Origin of the sequence: Serratia surfactantfaciens (assembly GCF_001642805.2) — a bacterium.
GTDB classification, from domain to species: Bacteria; Pseudomonadota; Gammaproteobacteria; order Enterobacterales; family Enterobacteriaceae; genus Serratia; species Serratia surfactantfaciens.
This window is the reverse complement of sequence record NZ_CP016948.1, coordinates 1,959,205-1,976,019: the sequence shown is the minus strand read 5'-3', so window position 1 is coordinate 1,976,019 and position 16,815 is coordinate 1,959,205. Positions and strand designations below refer to the sequence as shown.

At 61.5% G+C, this 16,815-nt stretch carries 16 protein-coding genes; 9 read left to right on the top strand and 7 right to left on the bottom strand.

Features of this window, described 5'->3' with window-relative positions; translation table 11 throughout:
- Nucleotides 1–8 precede the first annotated feature (8 nt).
- Nucleotides 9–1,037: a transporter gene (locus ATE40_RS09370; protein ID WP_025159767.1), complete on the top strand. Its 1,029-nt coding sequence runs from the start codon at nt 9–11 to the stop codon at nt 1,035–1,037.
- Here the strand turns inward: ATE40_RS09370 and ATE40_RS09365 are convergent, their stop codons facing one another.
- From ATE40_RS09365 to ATE40_RS09350, 4 genes are all read right to left on the bottom strand, one after another.
- Nucleotides 1,038–1,571, bottom strand: a complete 534-nt coding sequence (locus tag ATE40_RS09365; RefSeq protein ID WP_016927616.1) for an SRPBCC family protein — start codon at nt 1,569–1,571, stop codon at nt 1,038–1,040.
- A gap of 3 nt (nt 1,572–1,574) precedes the next feature.
- Nucleotides 1,575–1,922 (bottom strand): ArsR/SmtB family transcription factor, encoded by a 348-nt coding sequence (locus ATE40_RS09360; protein WP_019455447.1) that lies wholly within the window; start codon nt 1,920–1,922, stop codon nt 1,575–1,577.
- 96 nt (nt 1,923–2,018) lie between these two features.
- Nucleotides 2,019–3,338 (bottom strand): ABC transporter ATP-binding protein, encoded by a 1,320-nt coding sequence (locus ATE40_RS09355; protein WP_063919523.1) that lies wholly within the window; start codon nt 3,336–3,338, stop codon nt 2,019–2,021.
- Nucleotides 3,339–3,350: 12 nt separating this feature from the next.
- Nucleotides 3,351–5,090 (bottom strand): ABC transporter permease, encoded by a 1,740-nt coding sequence (locus tag ATE40_RS09350; protein ID WP_063919522.1) that lies wholly within the window; start codon nt 5,088–5,090, stop codon nt 3,351–3,353.
- A 239-nt stretch (nt 5,091–5,329) separates the two neighbouring features.
- Between ATE40_RS09350 and ATE40_RS09345 the strand changes: the two genes are divergently transcribed.
- The 3 genes from ATE40_RS09345 (at nt 5,330) to ATE40_RS09335 (ending at nt 8,537) form a co-directional block, all read left to right on the top strand.
- Entirely contained in the window at nt 5,330–7,210 is a 1,881-nt protein-coding gene (locus tag ATE40_RS09345; protein ID WP_019455444.1) for a potassium transporter Kup, read from the top strand.
- A gap of 186 nt (nt 7,211–7,396) precedes the next feature.
- Entirely contained in the window at nt 7,397–8,116 is a 720-nt protein-coding gene (locus ATE40_RS09340; RefSeq protein WP_063919521.1) for a glucosamine-6-phosphate deaminase, read from the top strand.
- A 118-nt stretch (nt 8,117–8,234) separates the two neighbouring features.
- A complete protein-coding gene (locus ATE40_RS09335; RefSeq protein WP_019455442.1) occupies nt 8,235–8,537 on the top strand; it encodes a cupin domain-containing protein in 303 nt (100 codons plus the stop codon).
- On the opposite strand, the gene ATE40_RS09330 is transcribed toward ATE40_RS09335, so the two are convergent.
- Nucleotides 8,534–9,616 (bottom strand): alpha/beta fold hydrolase, encoded by a 1,083-nt coding sequence (locus ATE40_RS09330; protein WP_156785421.1) that lies wholly within the window; start codon nt 9,614–9,616, stop codon nt 8,534–8,536. The two genes, ATE40_RS09335 and ATE40_RS09330, sit on opposite strands and share 4 nt — an antisense overlap.
- 151 nt (nt 9,617–9,767) lie before the next feature.
- Here ATE40_RS09330 and ATE40_RS09325 point away from each other — a divergent pair, with 151 nt between their 5' ends.
- Nucleotides 9,768–10,673, top strand: a complete 906-nt coding sequence (locus tag ATE40_RS09325; protein ID WP_063919519.1) for a LysR family transcriptional regulator — start codon at nt 9,768–9,770, stop codon at nt 10,671–10,673.
- 19 nt (nt 10,674–10,692) lie between these two features.
- Here ATE40_RS09325 and ATE40_RS09320 read toward each other — a convergent pair whose 3' ends face one another.
- Nucleotides 10,693–11,286, bottom strand: a complete 594-nt coding sequence (locus ATE40_RS09320) for a TetR/AcrR family transcriptional regulator (protein ID WP_063919518.1) — start codon at nt 11,284–11,286, stop codon at nt 10,693–10,695.
- Nucleotides 11,287–11,426: 140 nt separating this feature from the next.
- On the opposite strand from ATE40_RS09320, the gene ATE40_RS09315 reads away from it, so the two are divergent.
- From ATE40_RS09315 to ATE40_RS09305, 3 genes are read left to right on the top strand one after another with little or no spacing between them, the layout of a single operon-like run.
- Nucleotides 11,427–12,482 carry a sugar phosphate isomerase/epimerase family protein gene (locus ATE40_RS09315; RefSeq protein WP_063919517.1) on the top strand — a complete coding sequence of 352 codons (1,056 nt, stop codon included), beginning with the start codon at nt 11,427–11,429 and terminating at the stop codon, nt 12,480–12,482.
- 25 nt (nt 12,483–12,507) lie between these two features.
- Complete coding sequence (locus ATE40_RS09310; protein WP_019455439.1) at nt 12,508–13,401, top strand: alpha/beta fold hydrolase; 894 nt, start codon at nt 12,508–12,510, stop codon at nt 13,399–13,401.
- The gene (locus ATE40_RS09305) at nt 13,391–14,293 is read left to right on the top strand and encodes an alpha/beta hydrolase (RefSeq protein ID WP_063919516.1); all 903 of its coding nucleotides are present in this window, start codon (nt 13,391–13,393) and stop codon (nt 14,291–14,293) included. The genes ATE40_RS09310 and ATE40_RS09305 overlap by 11 nt, the downstream gene beginning before the upstream one ends.
- 48 nt (nt 14,294–14,341) lie before the next feature.
- On the opposite strand, the gene ATE40_RS09300 is transcribed toward ATE40_RS09305, so the two are convergent.
- Entirely contained in the window at nt 14,342–15,775 is a 1,434-nt protein-coding gene (locus tag ATE40_RS09300) for an NAD-dependent succinate-semialdehyde dehydrogenase (RefSeq protein ID WP_063919515.1), read from the bottom strand.
- Between the two features lie 197 nt (nt 15,776–15,972).
- Between ATE40_RS09300 and ATE40_RS09295 the strand changes: the two genes are divergently transcribed.
- The gene (locus ATE40_RS09295; RefSeq protein ID WP_063919514.1) at nt 15,973–16,800 is read left to right on the top strand and encodes an AraC family transcriptional regulator; all 828 of its coding nucleotides are present in this window, start codon (nt 15,973–15,975) and stop codon (nt 16,798–16,800) included.
- Nucleotides 16,801–16,815: the final 15 nt, after the last annotated feature.

Sequence of the window (16,815 nt, the reverse complement as noted above, 5' to 3'; positions counted from 1 at the left end):
AGGGCGTGATGGCGCAAAGGTTAACGGAAAAGATGCACAAGCTGGATTTCGATGATGAAGTGACCGGGTTGATCTACGGCCACCTATTTCGCTCCGGCAAACCGCCGGCGCGTCTTAACTCGCAGCAGGTTTGTCAGGCCTATCAGACATTGCCGCCCGGCGACGGTTTTGTTTGGCTGCACCTGAATCTCAATCACGCGGCGGCGGAGAAGTGGCTGAAAAACCATTTCGCCATTTCCGATTTTTTCTTTCACGAAATTCGCCACGGATCCCACACCACACGCATTGAACGCCAGGGGGACGATCTGTTCGCCGTGCTCAACGACGTGATCTTTCACCCCGAGGACAGCAACCCGGAAACGGCGACGCTGTGGCTGTATTGCTGCCGCGGGCTGGTGGTGACCGTGCGTCACAAACCGGTGCGGCTGATCGAAAGGCTGCTTGGCCGCCTGACGACGCTGCAGCTGGCGTCGTCAACCGAACTGCTGGCGCATCTGCTGGAAGAGCAGGAGGAGGTGTTGGAGCAGGTGGTGCGGCAGGCCAACCAGTATGTCGATACCATCGAGGATCGTTTGCTGACTCACCGCGTCAAGCGCAACCGCACCGAGCTGGGGCGCATGCGCCGCATGCTGTTGCGCTTTCAGCGCCTGTTGGCGCCGGAGCCGGCTGCGTTGTTTCGCCTCTTGAACCGGCCACCGACTTGGCTGAGCCGTGAGGTGGTGCAGGATCTGCGGCAGTTCACCGAAGAGTTCACCGTGGTGTTGAACGATCTCGCCAGTTTGACCGAACGCATCCGGCTGCTGCAGGAAGAGCTGGGCGCCAAGCTGATGGAGCAGAATAACCGCACGCTCTATACCCTGACGGTGATCACCGTGCTGGCGCTGCCGATCAATATTGTCGCCGGTTTCTTCGGCATGAACGTCGGGGGGATCCCGCTGGCCAGCAATCACCACGGGTTTATCCTGCTGGTGTTGCTGGTCGGCAGTTTCACGCTGATCGCCGGCTATCTGGCGTTCAGGCGCAGGGACGAGAGCTAATTACAGGCGGGCGCGGTACTCTTCTTCCAGCCGGGCATGGGTGCTCCAGAACGGTTGCGGCGCGCGATCGTGCAGGCGATCCAGCAGGATATCCAGATGGGTATGCCAGCCGCCGGCGACGCTGAGCATTTCGTCGCGGTTAGCCAACCGCCGGTGGGTCACCGTCAGCAGCACTGCGTTTCCTTGCTCCGTCAGTTCAAAGGTCACTTCGGAAGGACGCCCTTGATCCTGTTCCGCCCAGGTAAAGCTTAACAGGCGCGGCGGGAACAGGCAGGTGATGTGGCCGCGGTTGCTGACGCAGCCGCCGTGCTGTTTGTACTTGGCCGGCGGTTGTTCGTGCTCGCCCGCGAGATCGGAGTTGCGAAACTCCAGCTCCAGCGGCGCGCCGTTTTCCAACTTCATGGCACCGGCCGCCAGCCAGGTGGCGCGCTTGTCGGATTCGGTCAGGTAGGCCCACACCCGTTCGATGGGGCCGGGCAGCAGCCGCTGGATGCGCAGCGTGCCGGGTTCGATAATCATGCCGTAATCATTCATGGTTCACTCCTTGGGAGGAAGCTGTTCGGGCTGCTGCAGCGCTTGTTCGAGCGCATCCAGCCGTTCAGTCCAGAAATGTTCATAGGTTTGCAGCCATTGCATGGCCTGCGCCATAGGCTCGGGTTCGAGCCGGCAGATATGGTTTCTTCCCTGCACGGTGCGTTGCACCAGGCCCGCATGTTCCAGTGCTTTCACGTGCTTGGAGGCGCCGGCGAACGACATCTGCAACGGCGCGGCCAGTTCGCCGATGCTGCGCTCGCCGCCGGCCAGCGCGCGCAACATCGAGCGGCGGGTCGGATCGGCCAGCGCATGAAAAATGGCGTCCAGCTGAGAGGAAGATAATTCAACCATATGGTTGAATATAGAACAGGAAGGCTAATATTCAACCGTTTTGTTGAATATTTTTTGCTCCAGGGCATGAGTGCCCGCCGGGGCGGGCTCAGCGGGTTAAAACTCGACGTCCTCCAGGCTGAAGAACGCCGTTTGATCGTTGTAGGAGAAGATCTCGCCGTAGCGGCCCCAGTTGATGACCGTATCCAGCGTCTCTTTGGCGGCGCTGTCCGACAGCGAGTCCTCCAGTTCCTGCTCGAAGCGCACGCGCGGCGCGCGATGGCCCGGCCGTTCGTCCAGCACGTTTTTGATCAGCGCGGCCAGCGGTACATAGCGCAGCAGATGCTCCGCGAACAGCACTTTGCGCGCCTGGACGTCGCCATCGGCGAAAGCGCGCGCCGGCGGCGTCAGGAAGATGTCGCCCTCACGCACGTCGGCGAAGCCCAGCGACTGCAGCACTTCGGCGATGGGGAACAGTTCATCCACCTCCAGATGCAGCGAAAGGGCGATCTCTGGCATGTCGGCGCGGCCGAAATAGGGCGCGGCGGCCAGCGTTTCGATCAGGCCGGCGATCAGGTTGGTGGAGACGTGCGGCAGCCATGTGCCGAGCTTCAGCCCTTTTTTGACGTTGCCGTCATGTGGGCGGGCGGTCATCTTGGCGTACACATCGTCCACCAGACGGCGGAATTGCGGATCCAACCGGTTGCGCGGGTGACTGAACGGCACCTTGATTTCGGCGATCACCCGGCCGGGGTTGGACGAGAGCAACAGGATGCGATCGCACATGAAAACCGCCTCCTCGATATTGTGCGTGACGATCAGCACCGATTTGATCGGCATCCGTCCCTCGGTCCACAGGTCCAGCAGGTCGGTACGCAGCGTTTCGGCGGTCAATACGTCCAGCGCCGAGAACGGCTCATCCATCAGCAGCAGCGTCGGGTCCACCACCAACGCGCGCGCAAAGCCCACGCGTTGCCGCATGCCGCCGGAGAGTTCGCGCGGGTAGGCGTTTTCGAAGCCGTCCAGGCCGATCAGGTCGATGGCCGCCAGCGCCCGCGCGCGCCGTTCGGCAGGGGCGACGCCCAGCGCCTCCAGCCCGGCCTCGACGTTTTGCAGCACCGTAAGCCAGGGGAACAGCGCAAAGGTTTGAAATACCATGGCGATGCCTTGGGCGGGGCCGTTCAACGGCCGCCCCAAATAGCTCACCGCACCGGCGGTGGGGGTAACCAGGCCAGCGATGATGCGCAGCAGCGTCGATTTGCCTGAACCGGATCGGCCCAGCAGCCCGACGATCTCGCCCGCCCGCAGCGACAAATTGACGCCGTCGAGGATCAGCAGCTCGCCGTGCGCCTTGTCATAACCATGGCTGACCGCGTTGACCGCTAAAATTTCCTCGCCGGGCGTGCGGGCCGTCTGCGTTGGGTGGAGTTCTGACATCTGAACGGCTCCTTAATCGATGCGGAAGCGGGATTCTGCATAGGCGTAAAGCGGGCGCCACAGCAAGCGGTTGAACAGCGTGACGAACAACGACATCACGGCGATGCCTAAAATAATCTTGGGGAAATCGCCGGCGGTGGTGGTTTCGGCGATGTAAGCGCCCAGCCCGTGTGCTTTCACCTGGGTGCTGCCCCATTGCACGAGCTCGGCCACGATGCTGGCGTTCCAGGCGCCGCCCGAGGCGGTGATGGCGCCGGTGACGTAATAGGGGAAAATGCCTGGCAGCATCACCTGGCGCCACCATTGCCAACCGCGGATATGGAAGTTGGCGGCGGCTTCGCGATAGTCGTTGGGCAGTGCGCTGGCGCCCGCCACCACGTTGAACAGGATGTACCACTGGGTGCCGAGCACGATCAGCGGCGACAGCCAGATATCGGGATTCAGTTGGAAATGTACGATGGTGATGACAAATACCGGGAACAGCAGGTTGGCCGGAAACGCAGCCAGAAACTGGGCTATCGGCTGGATTTTCCCGGCCAACGCCGGGCGCAGGCCGATCAGCACGCCGAGCGGCACCCAGATCAGCGATGACAGGGCGATCAGCACGGTCACGCGCAGCAGCGTGATAAACCCCAGCACCATCACCTGGCCCACGTCATTGAGCGTCACGCCGGTCTGCACATACAGAATGACGCGCCAGGCCACAGCAAGCGTCGCCAGGATCACGATGGCGCTCCAGCAGCGGTCGATAACGCGCGAGCGCCGTTGGCGTTTGACGGGGTCGGTGCGGCGCGGCGAGCGGGCGGGCAGGCTCAGTTTCAGGCGCGCGGTTTTAGCCAGCAACGCGCCCAGGGGCGTCAGCAGCAGATGGATCAGGCGCGTGCGGCGCATCAGATTCAACAGCCAGGAGGTCGGGGCGCTCGCCGAGCGGGTCGTTTCCATGCGGAATTTATCCGCCCATGCCACCAATGGCCGGAACAGCAGCTGGTCGTAGGCCAGGATCACCCCCGTCATGGTGAACAACACCCAGCCGATGGCGTGCAGATCCTTGCTGAGGATCGCCTGCGCGAGATAGGCGCCGATACCCGGCAACGTAAAGGTGTTGTTACCGACGGTGATCGCTTCCGACGCCACGATAAAGAACCAGCCGCCGGACATCGACATCATCATGTTCCAGATAAGGCCCGGCATGGCGAACGGCGCGTCCAGCTTCCAGAAGCGTTGCCACGGGCTGAGATGGAAACCGCGCGCCACTTCTTGCAAATCGCGCGGCACGGTCCGCAGCGACTGATAGAAGCTGAAGGTCATGTTCCACGCCTGGCTGGTGAAGATGGCGAACATTGCCGCCAACTCGACCCCCAGCACCCGGCCAGGGAACAGGGCGATGAAGAAGGTCACGGTGAAGGAGATGTAGCCGAGCACCGGCACCGACTGCAGAATATCGAGGATCGGCACCAGTACTTTCTCGGCACGCCGGCTCTTGGCCGCCAGGGTGCCGTAGACCAGCGAGAACGCCAACGCAGCCACCATCGCCACCAGCATGCGCAGCGTGGTGCGCAGGGCGTATTCCGGCAGGTTGGCGGGATCGAGCGATACCGCCTGCGTTTTCAGCGTCGCGAGCGGTTGCAGGGTTTGGTGCAGGCCGATAGCCATCATGGCGATCAGGCCGATGATCAGCGGAAAGGCGATGACGTCCCAGCCGTTGGGCAGCAGGCGCCGGGCGGAAACATGAGTGTTGAGCCGGACGTTCATTTCACTTCTCCCACGGCGCGCGCAAACAAGAAAGTGACAATCGCATAAGCACTATAGACCATCCTGCGGCGGCGTTTCTCAACCGTTGCTCACCGGCGGCGGTTTCTGCGCCGCAAACGCGCGATACTGTAACCCGTGAAGATGACGGTTAGGTTATGCTTATCCTGCTGAGCGAGTGGCACGACGGTAATAAAGTGACAATAATTTTAACTCTCGGCGCAACGCTAAGGAGCGAGCAGATGTCTGTCGGCAATGATACGGAAGGGGCGAACAAGAGCGGGATGGCGCCATTGGCGTTGGGCGCATTGGGCGTGGTGTTCGGCGATATCGGCACCAGCCCGCTGTACACCTTGAAAACCGTGCTGTTTCTCTCCGGCGATGCGCCTTCGGCGCCGGTGATCCTCGGCCTGCTGTCGCTGATTTTCTGGACTCTGGTGATCGTCACCTCGCTCAAATACGCCATGTTCGCCATGCGCATTGGCAACCGCGGCGAGGGCGGCATCATGGCGCTGATGTCGCTGCTGGTCAGCAAGCAGAAGTCCCGGCCGCTGGTGTTGTTCGCCGGCCTGTTCGGCGCGGCGCTGATTTACGGCGACGGCGCCATCACGCCGGCCATCTCGGTGCTCTCCGCCCTCGAGGGGCTGAACATCGTGCTGCCGGCGTCGCAGCCCTATATTCTGCCAGCGGCGGTGGTGATTTTACTCAGCCTGTTCGCCATTCAGCCGCTGGGCACCGCGCGCATCGGCCGCGTGTTCGGGCCGATCATGGCGCTGTGGTTCCTGTCGATCGCGGCGCTGGGCGTGTGGGGCATTGTTCAACACCCGGCGGTACTGTTGGCGCTGAATCCGCTGTACGGCATTCATTTTTTGTTCTCCAACGGGCTGACCAGTTTCCTGGTGCTGGGCGGCGTGTTTCTGTGCGTCACCGGTGCCGAGGCGTTGTACGCCGACATGGGGCATTTCGGCAAACGGCCGATTTGGCTGGCCTGGTTCGGCATCGTTTTTCCCAGTCTGTTGCTCAACTACGCCGGGCAGGCCGCGCTGATCCTGAGCGGCGCCGACGTCACGCAAAACATCTTCTTCCGTTTATGCCCGCCGGCGCTGCTGATCCCGCTGGTGATCCTGGCCACCCTGGCGACGATCATCGCCAGCCAGGCGATCATCAGCGGCGCATTTTCCATGACCCGACAGGCGATCCAACTGGGTTGGTTGCCGCGGCTGCGGGTTAAGCAAACTACCGAGGAGAGCTACGGGCAAATCTACATCGGCGCCATCAACTGGCTGCTGATGGTGGTGACGCTGTTCCTGACGGTGTTCTTCAAATCGTCGGACAATCTGGCCGCCGCCTACGGCATCGCCGTCTCGCTGACCATGATCATGACCACCGGCTTGCTGTTCGTCGCCATGCGCGAGGTGTGGCGCTGGGGGCTGCTCTCCAGCCTGTTGGTCGCGGGGTGTTTCTTCGTGGTCGATCTGAGTTTCCTGACGGCCAACCTGACCAAGGTGCTGCAGGGCGGTTATATCCCACTGCTGTTGGCGGCCGCGGTCTATACCGTGATGCTGATCTGGCATCGCGGGGTGTTGGCGGCCGCGCGCACTCTGGGCGAAACGATGGTACCGATAGAGGATTTCCTGGCGAAAATCCGCCGTGAATCCGTACCGCGCGTGCCGGGTACAGCGGTATTCCTGACCCGCAGCCTGCAGGGCACGCCGCCGGTAATGAAATGGCAGGTCAAGCGCAACGGTTCGCTGCACGCCAACGTGCTGGCGCTGACCATCGCCATCGTCAACGAGCCGCGGGTAGCGAATGCCGAACGCCTGGTGATGCGTGAGCTGGCACCGGGCTTTTGGTGCGGCGTGGCCAGCTATGGCTTTATGGAGCGGCCGAACATTCCGCAACTCTTGCAGCACGTCGAGGCGCAGAAATGCGGCCTGAACTTCGACGAAGCGACCTACTATCTCGGCCATGAAACCGTGGTGCGCCGCGAGGCGGATGACCGGCTACCGTCCTGGCAGCGCAATCTGTTCGCGCTGATGGTGCGCAACGGCATGCACGTCACGGACTATTACTACCTGCCCAGCGATCAGGTGGTGGAGATCAGCCGCCGGGTGCCGGTGTAGGGCGCGAAAAGACGTCGCCGCAATTGCGGCGTGCATCACACAACGCGGATTGCATTTCATTTCTGGCCGCCATAACCTGACAACAAACGGATTGTTACTGACGCGATCAGGCAAAACCTAACGGCTCCCCGGCATCGAATAGAACGGGAGGGCGGTTAGGTTTTTTTTTGGAAAAAGGAGCAGGGAATGAAACTTGTCGTCGCTAATGATTATCAGGAAATGAGTGAGCTGGCCGCCGGCCTGCTGTTGAGTTATATGATGCGTCCGCAGCGCGTCAATCTGGCTATCACCGCCGGTTCGACGCCCAAACGGATGTATGAGCTGTTGGCCCCGCGCGTCAAGGGCCACGCGGAGTTCGCCAATGCGCATTACTATAATTTCGATGAAATTCCTTACGCCGGTCGGTCGGGCTACGGCGTCACCATGGAGAATCTCCATCGCCTGTTCTTCGGCCCGGCGGCGATCCCCGAGCGGCAACTGCACGTCTTGAATTCGGACAACTACCTCCAGCACGATCGACGTATCGCCGAGGATGGCGGGCTGGACGCGATCGTGATGGGCGTTGGCGCAGACGGCCACTACTGCGGCAATTTGCCGGGCACCACCGCCTTTGAAGATGGCGCCTGCCGGGTGCCGGTTTCCGCCAGGCCGGACCTGGCCGAAATCTTGCTGAAAGAAGTCGGCGGCCGCGCTGAATGGTTGCCCGATCATTACGTGACCCTGGGGCCGGCGAGCGTGATGGCCGCGAAAAAGCTGGTGCTGCTCGTCAACGGTTCACATAAAGCGGACATCTTGCGGCGCATTATCTGCGGGCCGGTGGAGGCCGAGGTGCCTGCCAGCGTTTTGATGTTGCATCCGGACCTGCTGATTATCGCCGATCGTGAAGCGGCGACGCTGCTGCCGTAAGCGTCCGTCTGGCGCGTTTCGCCTCAGAACCAACGGTCATAACCTGCAACCAAAGCGTCTTTCCCTGCGGGGCGGGATCGGGCTAGAGTGCGTTTTTTCATGCACCCGGAGGATTCCGATGCTGTTCGATTTAAATCTGCAGGCCGCCGAACTGCCCGAGGCCTGGCGCTCAAGCGTGTTGGGCCGCGTCGGTGCGGCCAATATCAAAGTGCTGCGTATGGACGCGCGCAGCATTGAGGATGAAGTGCATGATTACAGCGAAGGATTGCTGGTGATCAGCGGCCACCTGCGGCTGCAGGTGGCGGGGGAAGAGGTGGTAGTGCGGGCCGGCCAGCTGTATCAGGCCGCGGCCGGCGTGCCGCACCGCGTGTTGCCGGGCAGCGCAGGCACGCTGGTGATTGTCGACCTGCCGGAGGATTAAGCGCCGTGTTTGGACTGGGGTTGCGCCAGAAATCTGACGACGCTCTGAAGAAAACGTTGTCTGCCGGCGTTATCTCTATCGAGATGGACAAAATGTGTCGCCTCAGGAATGACCAGCTTTTCGGCTAAAGGGGCATCTTTCATGATGGCGTCCATATCTTCAGGCCGGCTCCAAAAATCACGTTCTGAGCGAATAACCAACACGGGAACGGTGGTTAAGGCGGTTGCCGACCACTGTTTTTTGCCCATCGCCAGCTCAAAGCTGTCTGCCATGGCGCCTGTCGGCGCCCTGAAACTGTGTGGCGTTCTGCGCTGCGAGGTGTTATCCGATGCCAGTGCGGCATCGCCGTAAGCGCGTTTCACTGTTTCATCACGCCACTGTGTTTTATCCGCCACGGGTATGCTGCTATCCCAGGCGACAAACAGACTGTCCCGCGTGCTCAGGTTCCAGCCACCAAATTTGGCTGCGTTGAAATGTCCCGGGTTTTGAGGATCATCCAGCGGCGATCCCTGGCCCAGCCGCGGATGGTGGGTGGTTCCGCCATAAAGCGTGTTATAGAGCACCAGTCGTTCCACATTCTGTGGGTATTGGGCCGCATAAGCGCCCGCCCAGTGTCCTCCCGTCGCCCATCCCAGGAGGTTAACGCGAGGGGCGCCGCTCCACGCCTGAATAGCCTGCACGGCGTGAGCGATATCGGTCACGGCATCCGCAGTGCGGATTAACGGCGCCGATTGGTCTGGAGGGCTATTCATCGCGGCCGGGCGGCTGGATAGTCCATACCCCCGCAGATCGAGGATGTACACACGAAAGCCTGCTAATGCCAGATCTGCCGCCAGAGAGCCGCCTTTGACAGGCAAATCAAAAGAGGCGAGGCCGGGAACCCGCGCGCCATGAATCAGCAGCACAGGCGGTTGCGGTATCTTGCCTTCAGATTTCAGGCGGACTTCCCTGACATGGAGTTGCCCTCCGTCCGCAAGCACAATGTACCTGTCTGTTCGCTTTATCGGCGCGGAGATTTCATTTTCTTTCGATACAGCCAGTGTGGGTGATGCCGACATCACAAGGAGGGTCAGCAACATATTTAGGCTTCGGTAAGTCAGTGACAACGATCTGAGTATGCTCATTGTTATTTCTGCTCCGCGAATATATACAGAAAGCATCTTCAGGCGGCCTTGCTAGTGTGTCTAATACTATCGTGAGGCTTTCTTAATACGTTTAAGGTATCGCGATATGCTCACCCTGCGTCAGCTTCGCCAGTTTCTTGCTGTTGCGGAGACCATGAATATCAGGAAAGCGGCAGAGCGCCTGCATATGGCTCAGCCGCCCCTTACCGCTGCGATCCGTCATATGGAAGAGGCGTTGGGCACCCGGCTTTTTGAACGAACCAATCGTATAACGGCGCTGACCCCGGCAGGCAAAGTGTTACAGAAAGAAGCGGTTGCGACGCTGATGCAGATGGAAAGGTCGATGTTGCTGACACGACGCGCCGGTCAGGGAATGACGGGGGCTTTGCGCATCGGTTTTGTAGCCTCCGCCGTCAGACATTTGCTTCCCGAAATGATCGCCCGTTTTCACTTTTCCTGTCCGGAGGTTGTCCTTGAACTGAAAGAAATGACCACCGCGCGGCAGGTCGTGAACCTATTGGAAGACACGCTTGACGTTGGCATTGCGGTTTTACCTGTTCCTGAATACGCCATACAAAAACTGTCCTGCCATCAATTTTTTAGCTGCCCGTTAATTGCCGTTTTGCCGAGTAAACATCCTGCCGGAACCCGCGGCACTCTGTCGCTTTCTGCTCTGGCCGGGGAGCCATGGGTATTGTTTCCGGAGCAGGAAGGGCCAGGTCTTTATCGCTCTATTATGAAGGCCTGTGAAGAGGCAGGATTTGTTCCTGATGTTGTTCAGCGAGCCGTGCAGATGGAGACCCTCGTCGGTTTGGTTGCTTCGGGATTAGGAGTTAGCCTGGTCCCTGAATTCATGCAAAAAAGCGGTTGGGTAAACGTTTCTTTTTGCCGGCTCAGTGAAGGGCAGATCCCGTATCAGGTTGCTTTGATTCATAAGCCGGAAAATACTAATCCTCACGTCGCAGATTTTGTCACAAACGCGGTTCCTTCACCGCCATTCGTGCCCACATAAAGGCGCGCCTGAGGATCGATCAAACACGGCTATCTAAAGCCGTGAGCGCCACCGTGACCGCGGCCAACAACCGCGCTTGCGTGACGCCGTCACGGGCTTGAATCGACAAGCCGTGAAGGAAGACGGCGAAATAGTCCCCCAGGCTGTCGGCGTCGGTGTCGGCCGGCAGTTCGCCGGTTTGCACCGCCTGGCGCAGCCGTTCGACGATTTGCTGCGTGCGCTGCAGCCGGTGCTCTGCCAGCCAGACTTTGAGCCCGTCGTTTTCTGCGCTGACGCTGGCGGCGGAGGAGACCACCATGCAGCCCTGCGGCAGATCCGGCCGGCTATAGAGCCGCACGGCATCTTCCAGCAGGCGTTTGATCGCCGGCCGAATGCCGCTTTCCTGCGCGAAGGCGCGATCGGCAAAGCCGCCTTCTGCGGTTTCGTAACTGGCGATCGCCTCGCGGAACAGCTGCTCTTTGGAACCAAACGCTTTGTAGATGCGGGCGGAAGCAATGCCCAGCTCCGCCACCAGATCCGACATCGAGGTGCCTTCGTAACCCTGCCGCCAGAATAAGTTTCGCGCCTTCAAGAGTGCCTGTTCGCGATCGAACTCGCGCGGTCTGCCTGCCATTCGCTGCTCCAATTTACCTGCCATTCAGCGACATAGGATCGCTTAAATCGGCGGGAATACCAATGCCTTTATAAATTTCGCTTGCGGTCGCCAAGCTTTGCTTCTATTGTTTGTCAATCGACAACTAATAGGAGTTTACGATGAAAACCCTCAAAGGTCCAAGCCTGCATCTCGCGCAATTCAGCGATGACGCGGCGCCGTTCAACAGCCTGCCCGCCATTGCCGAGTGGGCGGCGCAGACCGGTTTTAGCGCGTTGCAGATCCCGGCCTGGGATCGGCGTTTATTCGACGTGGCCACCGCTGCGCAAAGCCAGACCTACTGCGACGATCTGACCGGCATGTTGGCGGAGCATGGGTTGGTGGTCAGCGAACTGACCAGCCATATTTTCGGTCAACTGATGGCGGTGCACCCGGCTTACGATGCGCTGTGCGACAGCTTCGCGCCGCCGGCGTTGCACGGCGATGCCAACGCGCGCAGCGAGTGGGCGCGGCAGCAAATGCTGTTGGCGGTAAAAGCCTCGGCGCGGCTCGGGCTCACTGAACTGGGCACTTTTTCCGGTTCGCTGGCCTGGCCCTATCTGTTCCCGTTCCCGCAGCGCCCGGCCGGGCTGATCGACACCGCGTTCGGCGAGCTGGCCAAACGCTGGCTGCCGGTGCTCAACGCCTGCGACGAGCAGGGCATCAACCTGTGCTACGAAATTCACCCGAGTGAAGATCTGCATGACGGCGTGACCTACGAGATGTTTCTGGAACGCGTCGGCCACCACCCACGTTGCCGGGTGCTGTTCGATCCGAGCCACATGGTGTTGCAACAGCTGAACTATCTGGAGTTTATCGATATTTATAAGGACGTTATCGGCATGTTCCACGTCAAGGACGCCGAGTTCAATCCGACCGGTCGGCAGGGCATTTACGGCGGCTATCAATCCTGGACCGATCGCGCCGGCCGCTTCCGCTCGCTGGGCGACGGCCAGGTCGATTTCAACGGCATATTTTCCCGGCTGACGCAGTACGGCTATCAGGGGTGGGCGACACTGGAGTGGGAGTGCTGCCTGAAAAACCCGCAGGACGGCGCGCGCGAAGGCGCGGCCTTCATTCGCGATCGCATCATCCATGTCACCGACAAAGTGTTCGATGACTTCGCCGGTGCGCCGGTCAACCCACAGCAGATCAATGCCTTGCTCGGCATTCGCTGAGCCTAACTCTTCAGGGAGTCACCCCATGAAACAACAAGAAAACGAGATCCTGTTGCAGGATCTCGGGGCGGAACACGTCTATACCCAGGTCAATGGCCAACGTATCCACTGCGTGATAGCCGGTGAAGGGCGGCCGGTGCTGCTGATCCCCGGCTGGCCGCAAACCTGGTACACCTGGCGCCATGTGATGCGTGCCCTGGCAGCGGCCGGTTTTCAGGCGATCGCCGTCGATCCGCCGGGCATCGGCGATTCGGACAGGCCCGTCGGCGGCTATGACACCGGCAGCGTCGGCGCGGCGTTGCACGCGATGATGGCGCAACTGGGCCATGAACGCTACCAACTGGTCGGCCACGACATCGGCATGTGGGTCGGTTATGCCATGGCGAGCGATTTCCCGCAGGCGGTGGAGCGCCTGGTGCTGACGGAGGCGGTAATCCCTGGCCTGGCGCCGCCGCCGCCGATTTTCGTTGCGCCGGAGGAGAACATCTTCCTGTGGCATTTCATGTTCAACCAGCTGGCGGATTTGCCGGAGACCCTGACCCAGGGGCGTGAACGGGAGTATCTCGGTTATATCTTCAACCGCTGGTCCTACCGGCGCGATCGGGTGGCGGCGGAGGTGTATATCGCCGCCTATTCGGCGCCGGGCGGATTGCGCGCCGGATTCGATTATTATCGCGCGATCCCGGAGACCGTTCGCCAGAACCGACTGCGCGCCGCCACGCCCTTGGCGATGCCGGTGCTGACCGTGGGGGCGGAGCACGCCACCGGTGACGCGCCGTTGACGACGTTGCAGGGCAATGCGTGCGATCTGCGGGGTGAAACGGTCGCCGGCTGCGGCCATTTCATCACCGAGGAGTGTCATGAGGCGTTTATCGCACTGATTACGCCGTTCCTGGCGGGAGAACAGCATGCCGCTTGATGAACGCATCGCCGCCTTTCTGACGGCATCGGCAGACGCACCGCCACCCGCTTCGCTGGCGGAAATGCGCGCGGCCACGGAAACCGGTTTGCGTCAGCTACAGGGCGAGGCGGAACCGAGTGGCGGGGTCAGGGATTTTACGCTGGTTGCCACCGACGGACATCGGATTGCGCTGCGCGCTTATTTTCCTGCCGGGGAAAGGCACGCCGCTGCGCAGCCGGCGATGCTGTTCGCCCACGGCGGCGGCTGGTGCCTCGGTTCGCTGGCGCTGTACGATCGGCCCTGCCAGGCGCTGGCTAACGCCACCGGCCGGGTGATCCTGTCGGTCGATTATCGGCTGGCGCCGGAGTTTCCTTTTCCGCAGCCGCTGGAAGATGTCTATCAGGCGCTCTGTTGGGCTGCGCAACAGGCGCCGCAGTTAGGGATTGACGCTGAGCGCCTGGCGGTGGGCGGCGACAGCGCCGGGGGCAATCTGGCGGCAGCGGTTGCGCAGCTGGCGCGGGATCGTGGCGGCCCGCACATTGAACGTCAGCTGCTGCTGTATCCGGCGCTCAGCCGCGAGATGGCGACGACCAGCTATCGTGAGTTCGCCGAGGGGCACTTTCTGACGCGCGCCGCGATGGTATTTTGTTGGCAGCAGTATCTGGCCCAGCGACGCGAACCCTACGGCGAACCGCTGCATGCCGCCACGCTGCGCGGGTTGCCGCCGGCCACCATCCTGAGCTGCGAATATGATCCGCTGCGCGATGAGGCCGAGCAGTATGCGCAGCGGCTGCGCGAGGCAGGCGTGCCGGTACGCTGCGAACGATTGCCGGGCCTGGTGCATGCCTGCATTCACATGCTGGGGCTGACCCCGGCGGCACGACGGCTGTTCGAGCTGGCTTGCGAGTAAAAAAAAGCCCCGCATTGCGGGGCTTTTGGCTATTCATCAGACACGCGATTAACGGCCGGAGACGGTGACGAAGCGGGTTTCCAGGTAGGACTCGATCGCTTCGCTGCCGCCTTCAGTGCCGTGGCCGGAGTCTTTCACGCCGCCAAACGGCGTTTCCGGCAGGCCGAAACCGATGTGGTTGATGCTCAGCATGCCGCTCTCCACGTCGCGCCCCAGCGCATTGACGGTGGCGATGTTGCGGCTGTAAGCGTAGGCGGCCAGCCCGTACGGCAGGCGGTTGGCTTCGGCGATCGCCTCTTCATAGGTGGCGAACGGACGCAGCAGGGCGACCGGGCCAAACGGCTCTTCCGACATGGCGCGTGCGCTCAGCGGCACGTCGCGCAGCACCGTCGGCTCGAAGAAGTTGCCTTTGCCCGCCACGCGCTTGCCGCCGGTGCAAGCTTTCGCTCCGTGGGCGATGGCGTCCTGCACCAGCGCTTCGATATTGTCGACGCTGCGGCCCAGCACCATCGGCCCCATCGTCACGCCGTCTTCCAGCCCGTTGCCGAGTTTGAGTTCACGCACCGCGGCGGTGAATTTCTCCACGAAGGCCTCATAAACGCCTTGCTGGATCAGGAAACGGGTCGGGGCGATGCAGACCTGGCCGGCGTTGCGGAGCTTCGACTGCGCCAGCTCTTTGGCCGCCGCGTCGAGATCGGCGTCGTCGAAGACCAGCACCGGCGCATGACCGCCCAGTTCCATGGTGGCCTTTTTCATATGCTGGCCGGCCAACGCCGCCAGATGTTTGCCCACGCGGGTGGAGCCGGTGAAGGAGATCTTGCGAATGGTCGGATGCGGGATCAGGTATTCCGAGATTTCCGCCGGGGTGCCGTACACCAGCGCGATCACCCCGGCAGGAATACCGGCGTCGGCGAAGGCTTTAATCAGCTCAGCCGGGGAGGCCGGGGTTTCTTCCGGGCCTTTGACGATGATGGAACAACCCGCCGCCAGCGCGGCGGACAGCTTGCGCACGATCTGGTTGATCGGGAAGTTCCACGGCGTGAAGGCGGCCACCGGGCCGACCGGCAGCTTGAGGGTTTGCTGCTGCACGTCGCGGGCGCGGGACGGAATGATCTGCCCGTAGGTGCGGGTGGCTTCGCCGGCGAACCAGTCGATGACATCGGCGGCGTTGAGAATTTCAATCTTGGCCTGCGCCACTGGTTTGCCCTGTTCCTGCGTCATGATGGCGGCGATGGCGTTGGCACGTTCGCGCAGCAACGCAGCGGCTTTGCGCATCAGGTTGGCGCGCTGGTGCGCGGCGGTGTCGCGCCAGAGGTTAAATCCGCGCTCGGTGGCGGCCAGCGCCAGATCGAGATCCGCTGTGGCGGCGTGCGCCACTTGACCGATGACCTCGTCGTTGGCGGGGTTGGTGACCGGCAAGGTTTTCCCGGCCAGCGCGTTGCGCCATTGTCCGTCGATATACAGTTGAGTATCCGGATACATTGTTGCCTCTTGTTTGCGGAGTGTCAGGGGCCGATGAGCTTCGCGATGCGGCACGCCTGAATGGGACAGGGACCTTTAACCCTACGCCGAATGGCGGCGATCGTCCAGGCAAGGGGCACGAAAGGACCAGGGCAGCTACTCAATCGGCGATGTTTTGGCTATGCTGAGCAGATTGTCAGCACGGACGAGGAGGTCGGGTGCAAGGGGTTCCACAACAGTTTCCGTTCGAGAAGGATTGCGCGCAGTTTCGGCATTTGTCGCATCTGCCCGGCGTCGAACTCTATCAGGCGCACATTGAGCGCTATGCCTTCGAGCCGCATACCCATGACGCCTTCGCCATCGGCACCGTGGATACCGGAGCCGAGCGTTTCCGCTATCGCGGCGCGCAGCATTTGGCGGCGCCTGGGGCGTTGGTGCTGATGAACCCGGACGAGCTGCACACCGGCGAAGCCGAAACGCCGGGCGGTTGGTGTTACCGCATGCTCTATCTGGCGCCCGAGGCGCTGGAGCAGCTGTCCGGCGATCGGAGCCAGTGGTTTACCGATGCGGTGCGCCACGATCCGCGGGCGGCGCAGCGTCTGTCGGTCATTCTCGCCGCGCTGTGGCAAACCGAGGATCCGCTTACGCTCGACGGCCTGCTGCTGGAGGTGGTCGAGTTGCTGCAACCGCATATCCGCACCGGGCAACGACACAAAGCCGAGGCGTCGCACCGTTTCGACGTGGTGAAAAGCTACCTGCACGATAATTACGCCGAGGCCGTAACCCTCCACCAACTGGCCGATCTGGTCTCGCTCAGCCCCTACCATTTCCAGCGCAAGTTCAAGGCCGAATATCACGTCTCGCCGCAGCAGATGCTGATGGCGATCCGGCTGTCGCAGGCCAAACGCATGCTGGAGCGCGGCATGCCCGCCGCTCAGGTGGCGGCGGCGGCGGGGTTGACCGATCAGGCACATCTGACGCGCGCGTTCGCCAACCGTTACGGCGTCACGCCGGTGCGCTTCCAGAAACAGGTGAAATTGGGCTAAAACAGCAACCTGCTA

Bases quoted from the DNA above. Each gene is read 5' to 3' on its own strand.
- ATE40_RS09370 (WP_025159767.1), top strand. From the start codon at position 9: ATGGCGCAAAGGTTAACGGAAAAGATGCACAAGCTGGATTTCGATGAT.
- ATE40_RS09365 (WP_016927616.1), bottom strand. From the start codon at position 1,571: ATGAATGATTACGGCATGATTATCGAACCCGGCACGCTGCGCATCCAG.
- ATE40_RS09360 (WP_019455447.1), bottom strand. From the start codon at position 1,922: ATGGTTGAATTATCTTCCTCTCAGCTGGACGCCATTTTTCATGCGCTG.
- ATE40_RS09355 (WP_063919523.1), bottom strand. From the start codon at position 3,338: ATGTCAGAACTCCACCCAACGCAGACGGCCCGCACGCCCGGCGAGGAA.
- ATE40_RS09350 (WP_063919522.1), bottom strand. From the start codon at position 5,090: ATGAACGTCCGGCTCAACACTCATGTTTCCGCCCGGCGCCTGCTGCCC.
- ATE40_RS09345 (WP_019455444.1), top strand. From the start codon at position 5,330: ATGTCTGTCGGCAATGATACGGAAGGGGCGAACAAGAGCGGGATGGCG.
- ATE40_RS09340 (WP_063919521.1), top strand. From the start codon at position 7,397: ATGAAACTTGTCGTCGCTAATGATTATCAGGAAATGAGTGAGCTGGCC.
- ATE40_RS09335 (WP_019455442.1), top strand. From the start codon at position 8,235: ATGCTGTTCGATTTAAATCTGCAGGCCGCCGAACTGCCCGAGGCCTGG.
- ATE40_RS09330 (WP_156785421.1), bottom strand. From the start codon at position 9,616: ATGTTGCTGACCCTCCTTGTGATGTCGGCATCACCCACACTGGCTGTA.
- ATE40_RS09325 (WP_063919519.1), top strand. From the start codon at position 9,768: ATGCTCACCCTGCGTCAGCTTCGCCAGTTTCTTGCTGTTGCGGAGACC.
- ATE40_RS09320 (WP_063919518.1), bottom strand. From the start codon at position 11,286: ATGGCAGGCAGACCGCGCGAGTTCGATCGCGAACAGGCACTCTTGAAG.
- ATE40_RS09315 (WP_063919517.1), top strand. From the start codon at position 11,427: ATGAAAACCCTCAAAGGTCCAAGCCTGCATCTCGCGCAATTCAGCGAT.
- ATE40_RS09310 (WP_019455439.1), top strand. From the start codon at position 12,508: ATGAAACAACAAGAAAACGAGATCCTGTTGCAGGATCTCGGGGCGGAA.
- ATE40_RS09305 (WP_063919516.1), top strand. From the start codon at position 13,391: ATGCCGCTTGATGAACGCATCGCCGCCTTTCTGACGGCATCGGCAGAC.
- ATE40_RS09300 (WP_063919515.1), bottom strand. From the start codon at position 15,775: ATGTATCCGGATACTCAACTGTATATCGACGGACAATGGCGCAACGCG.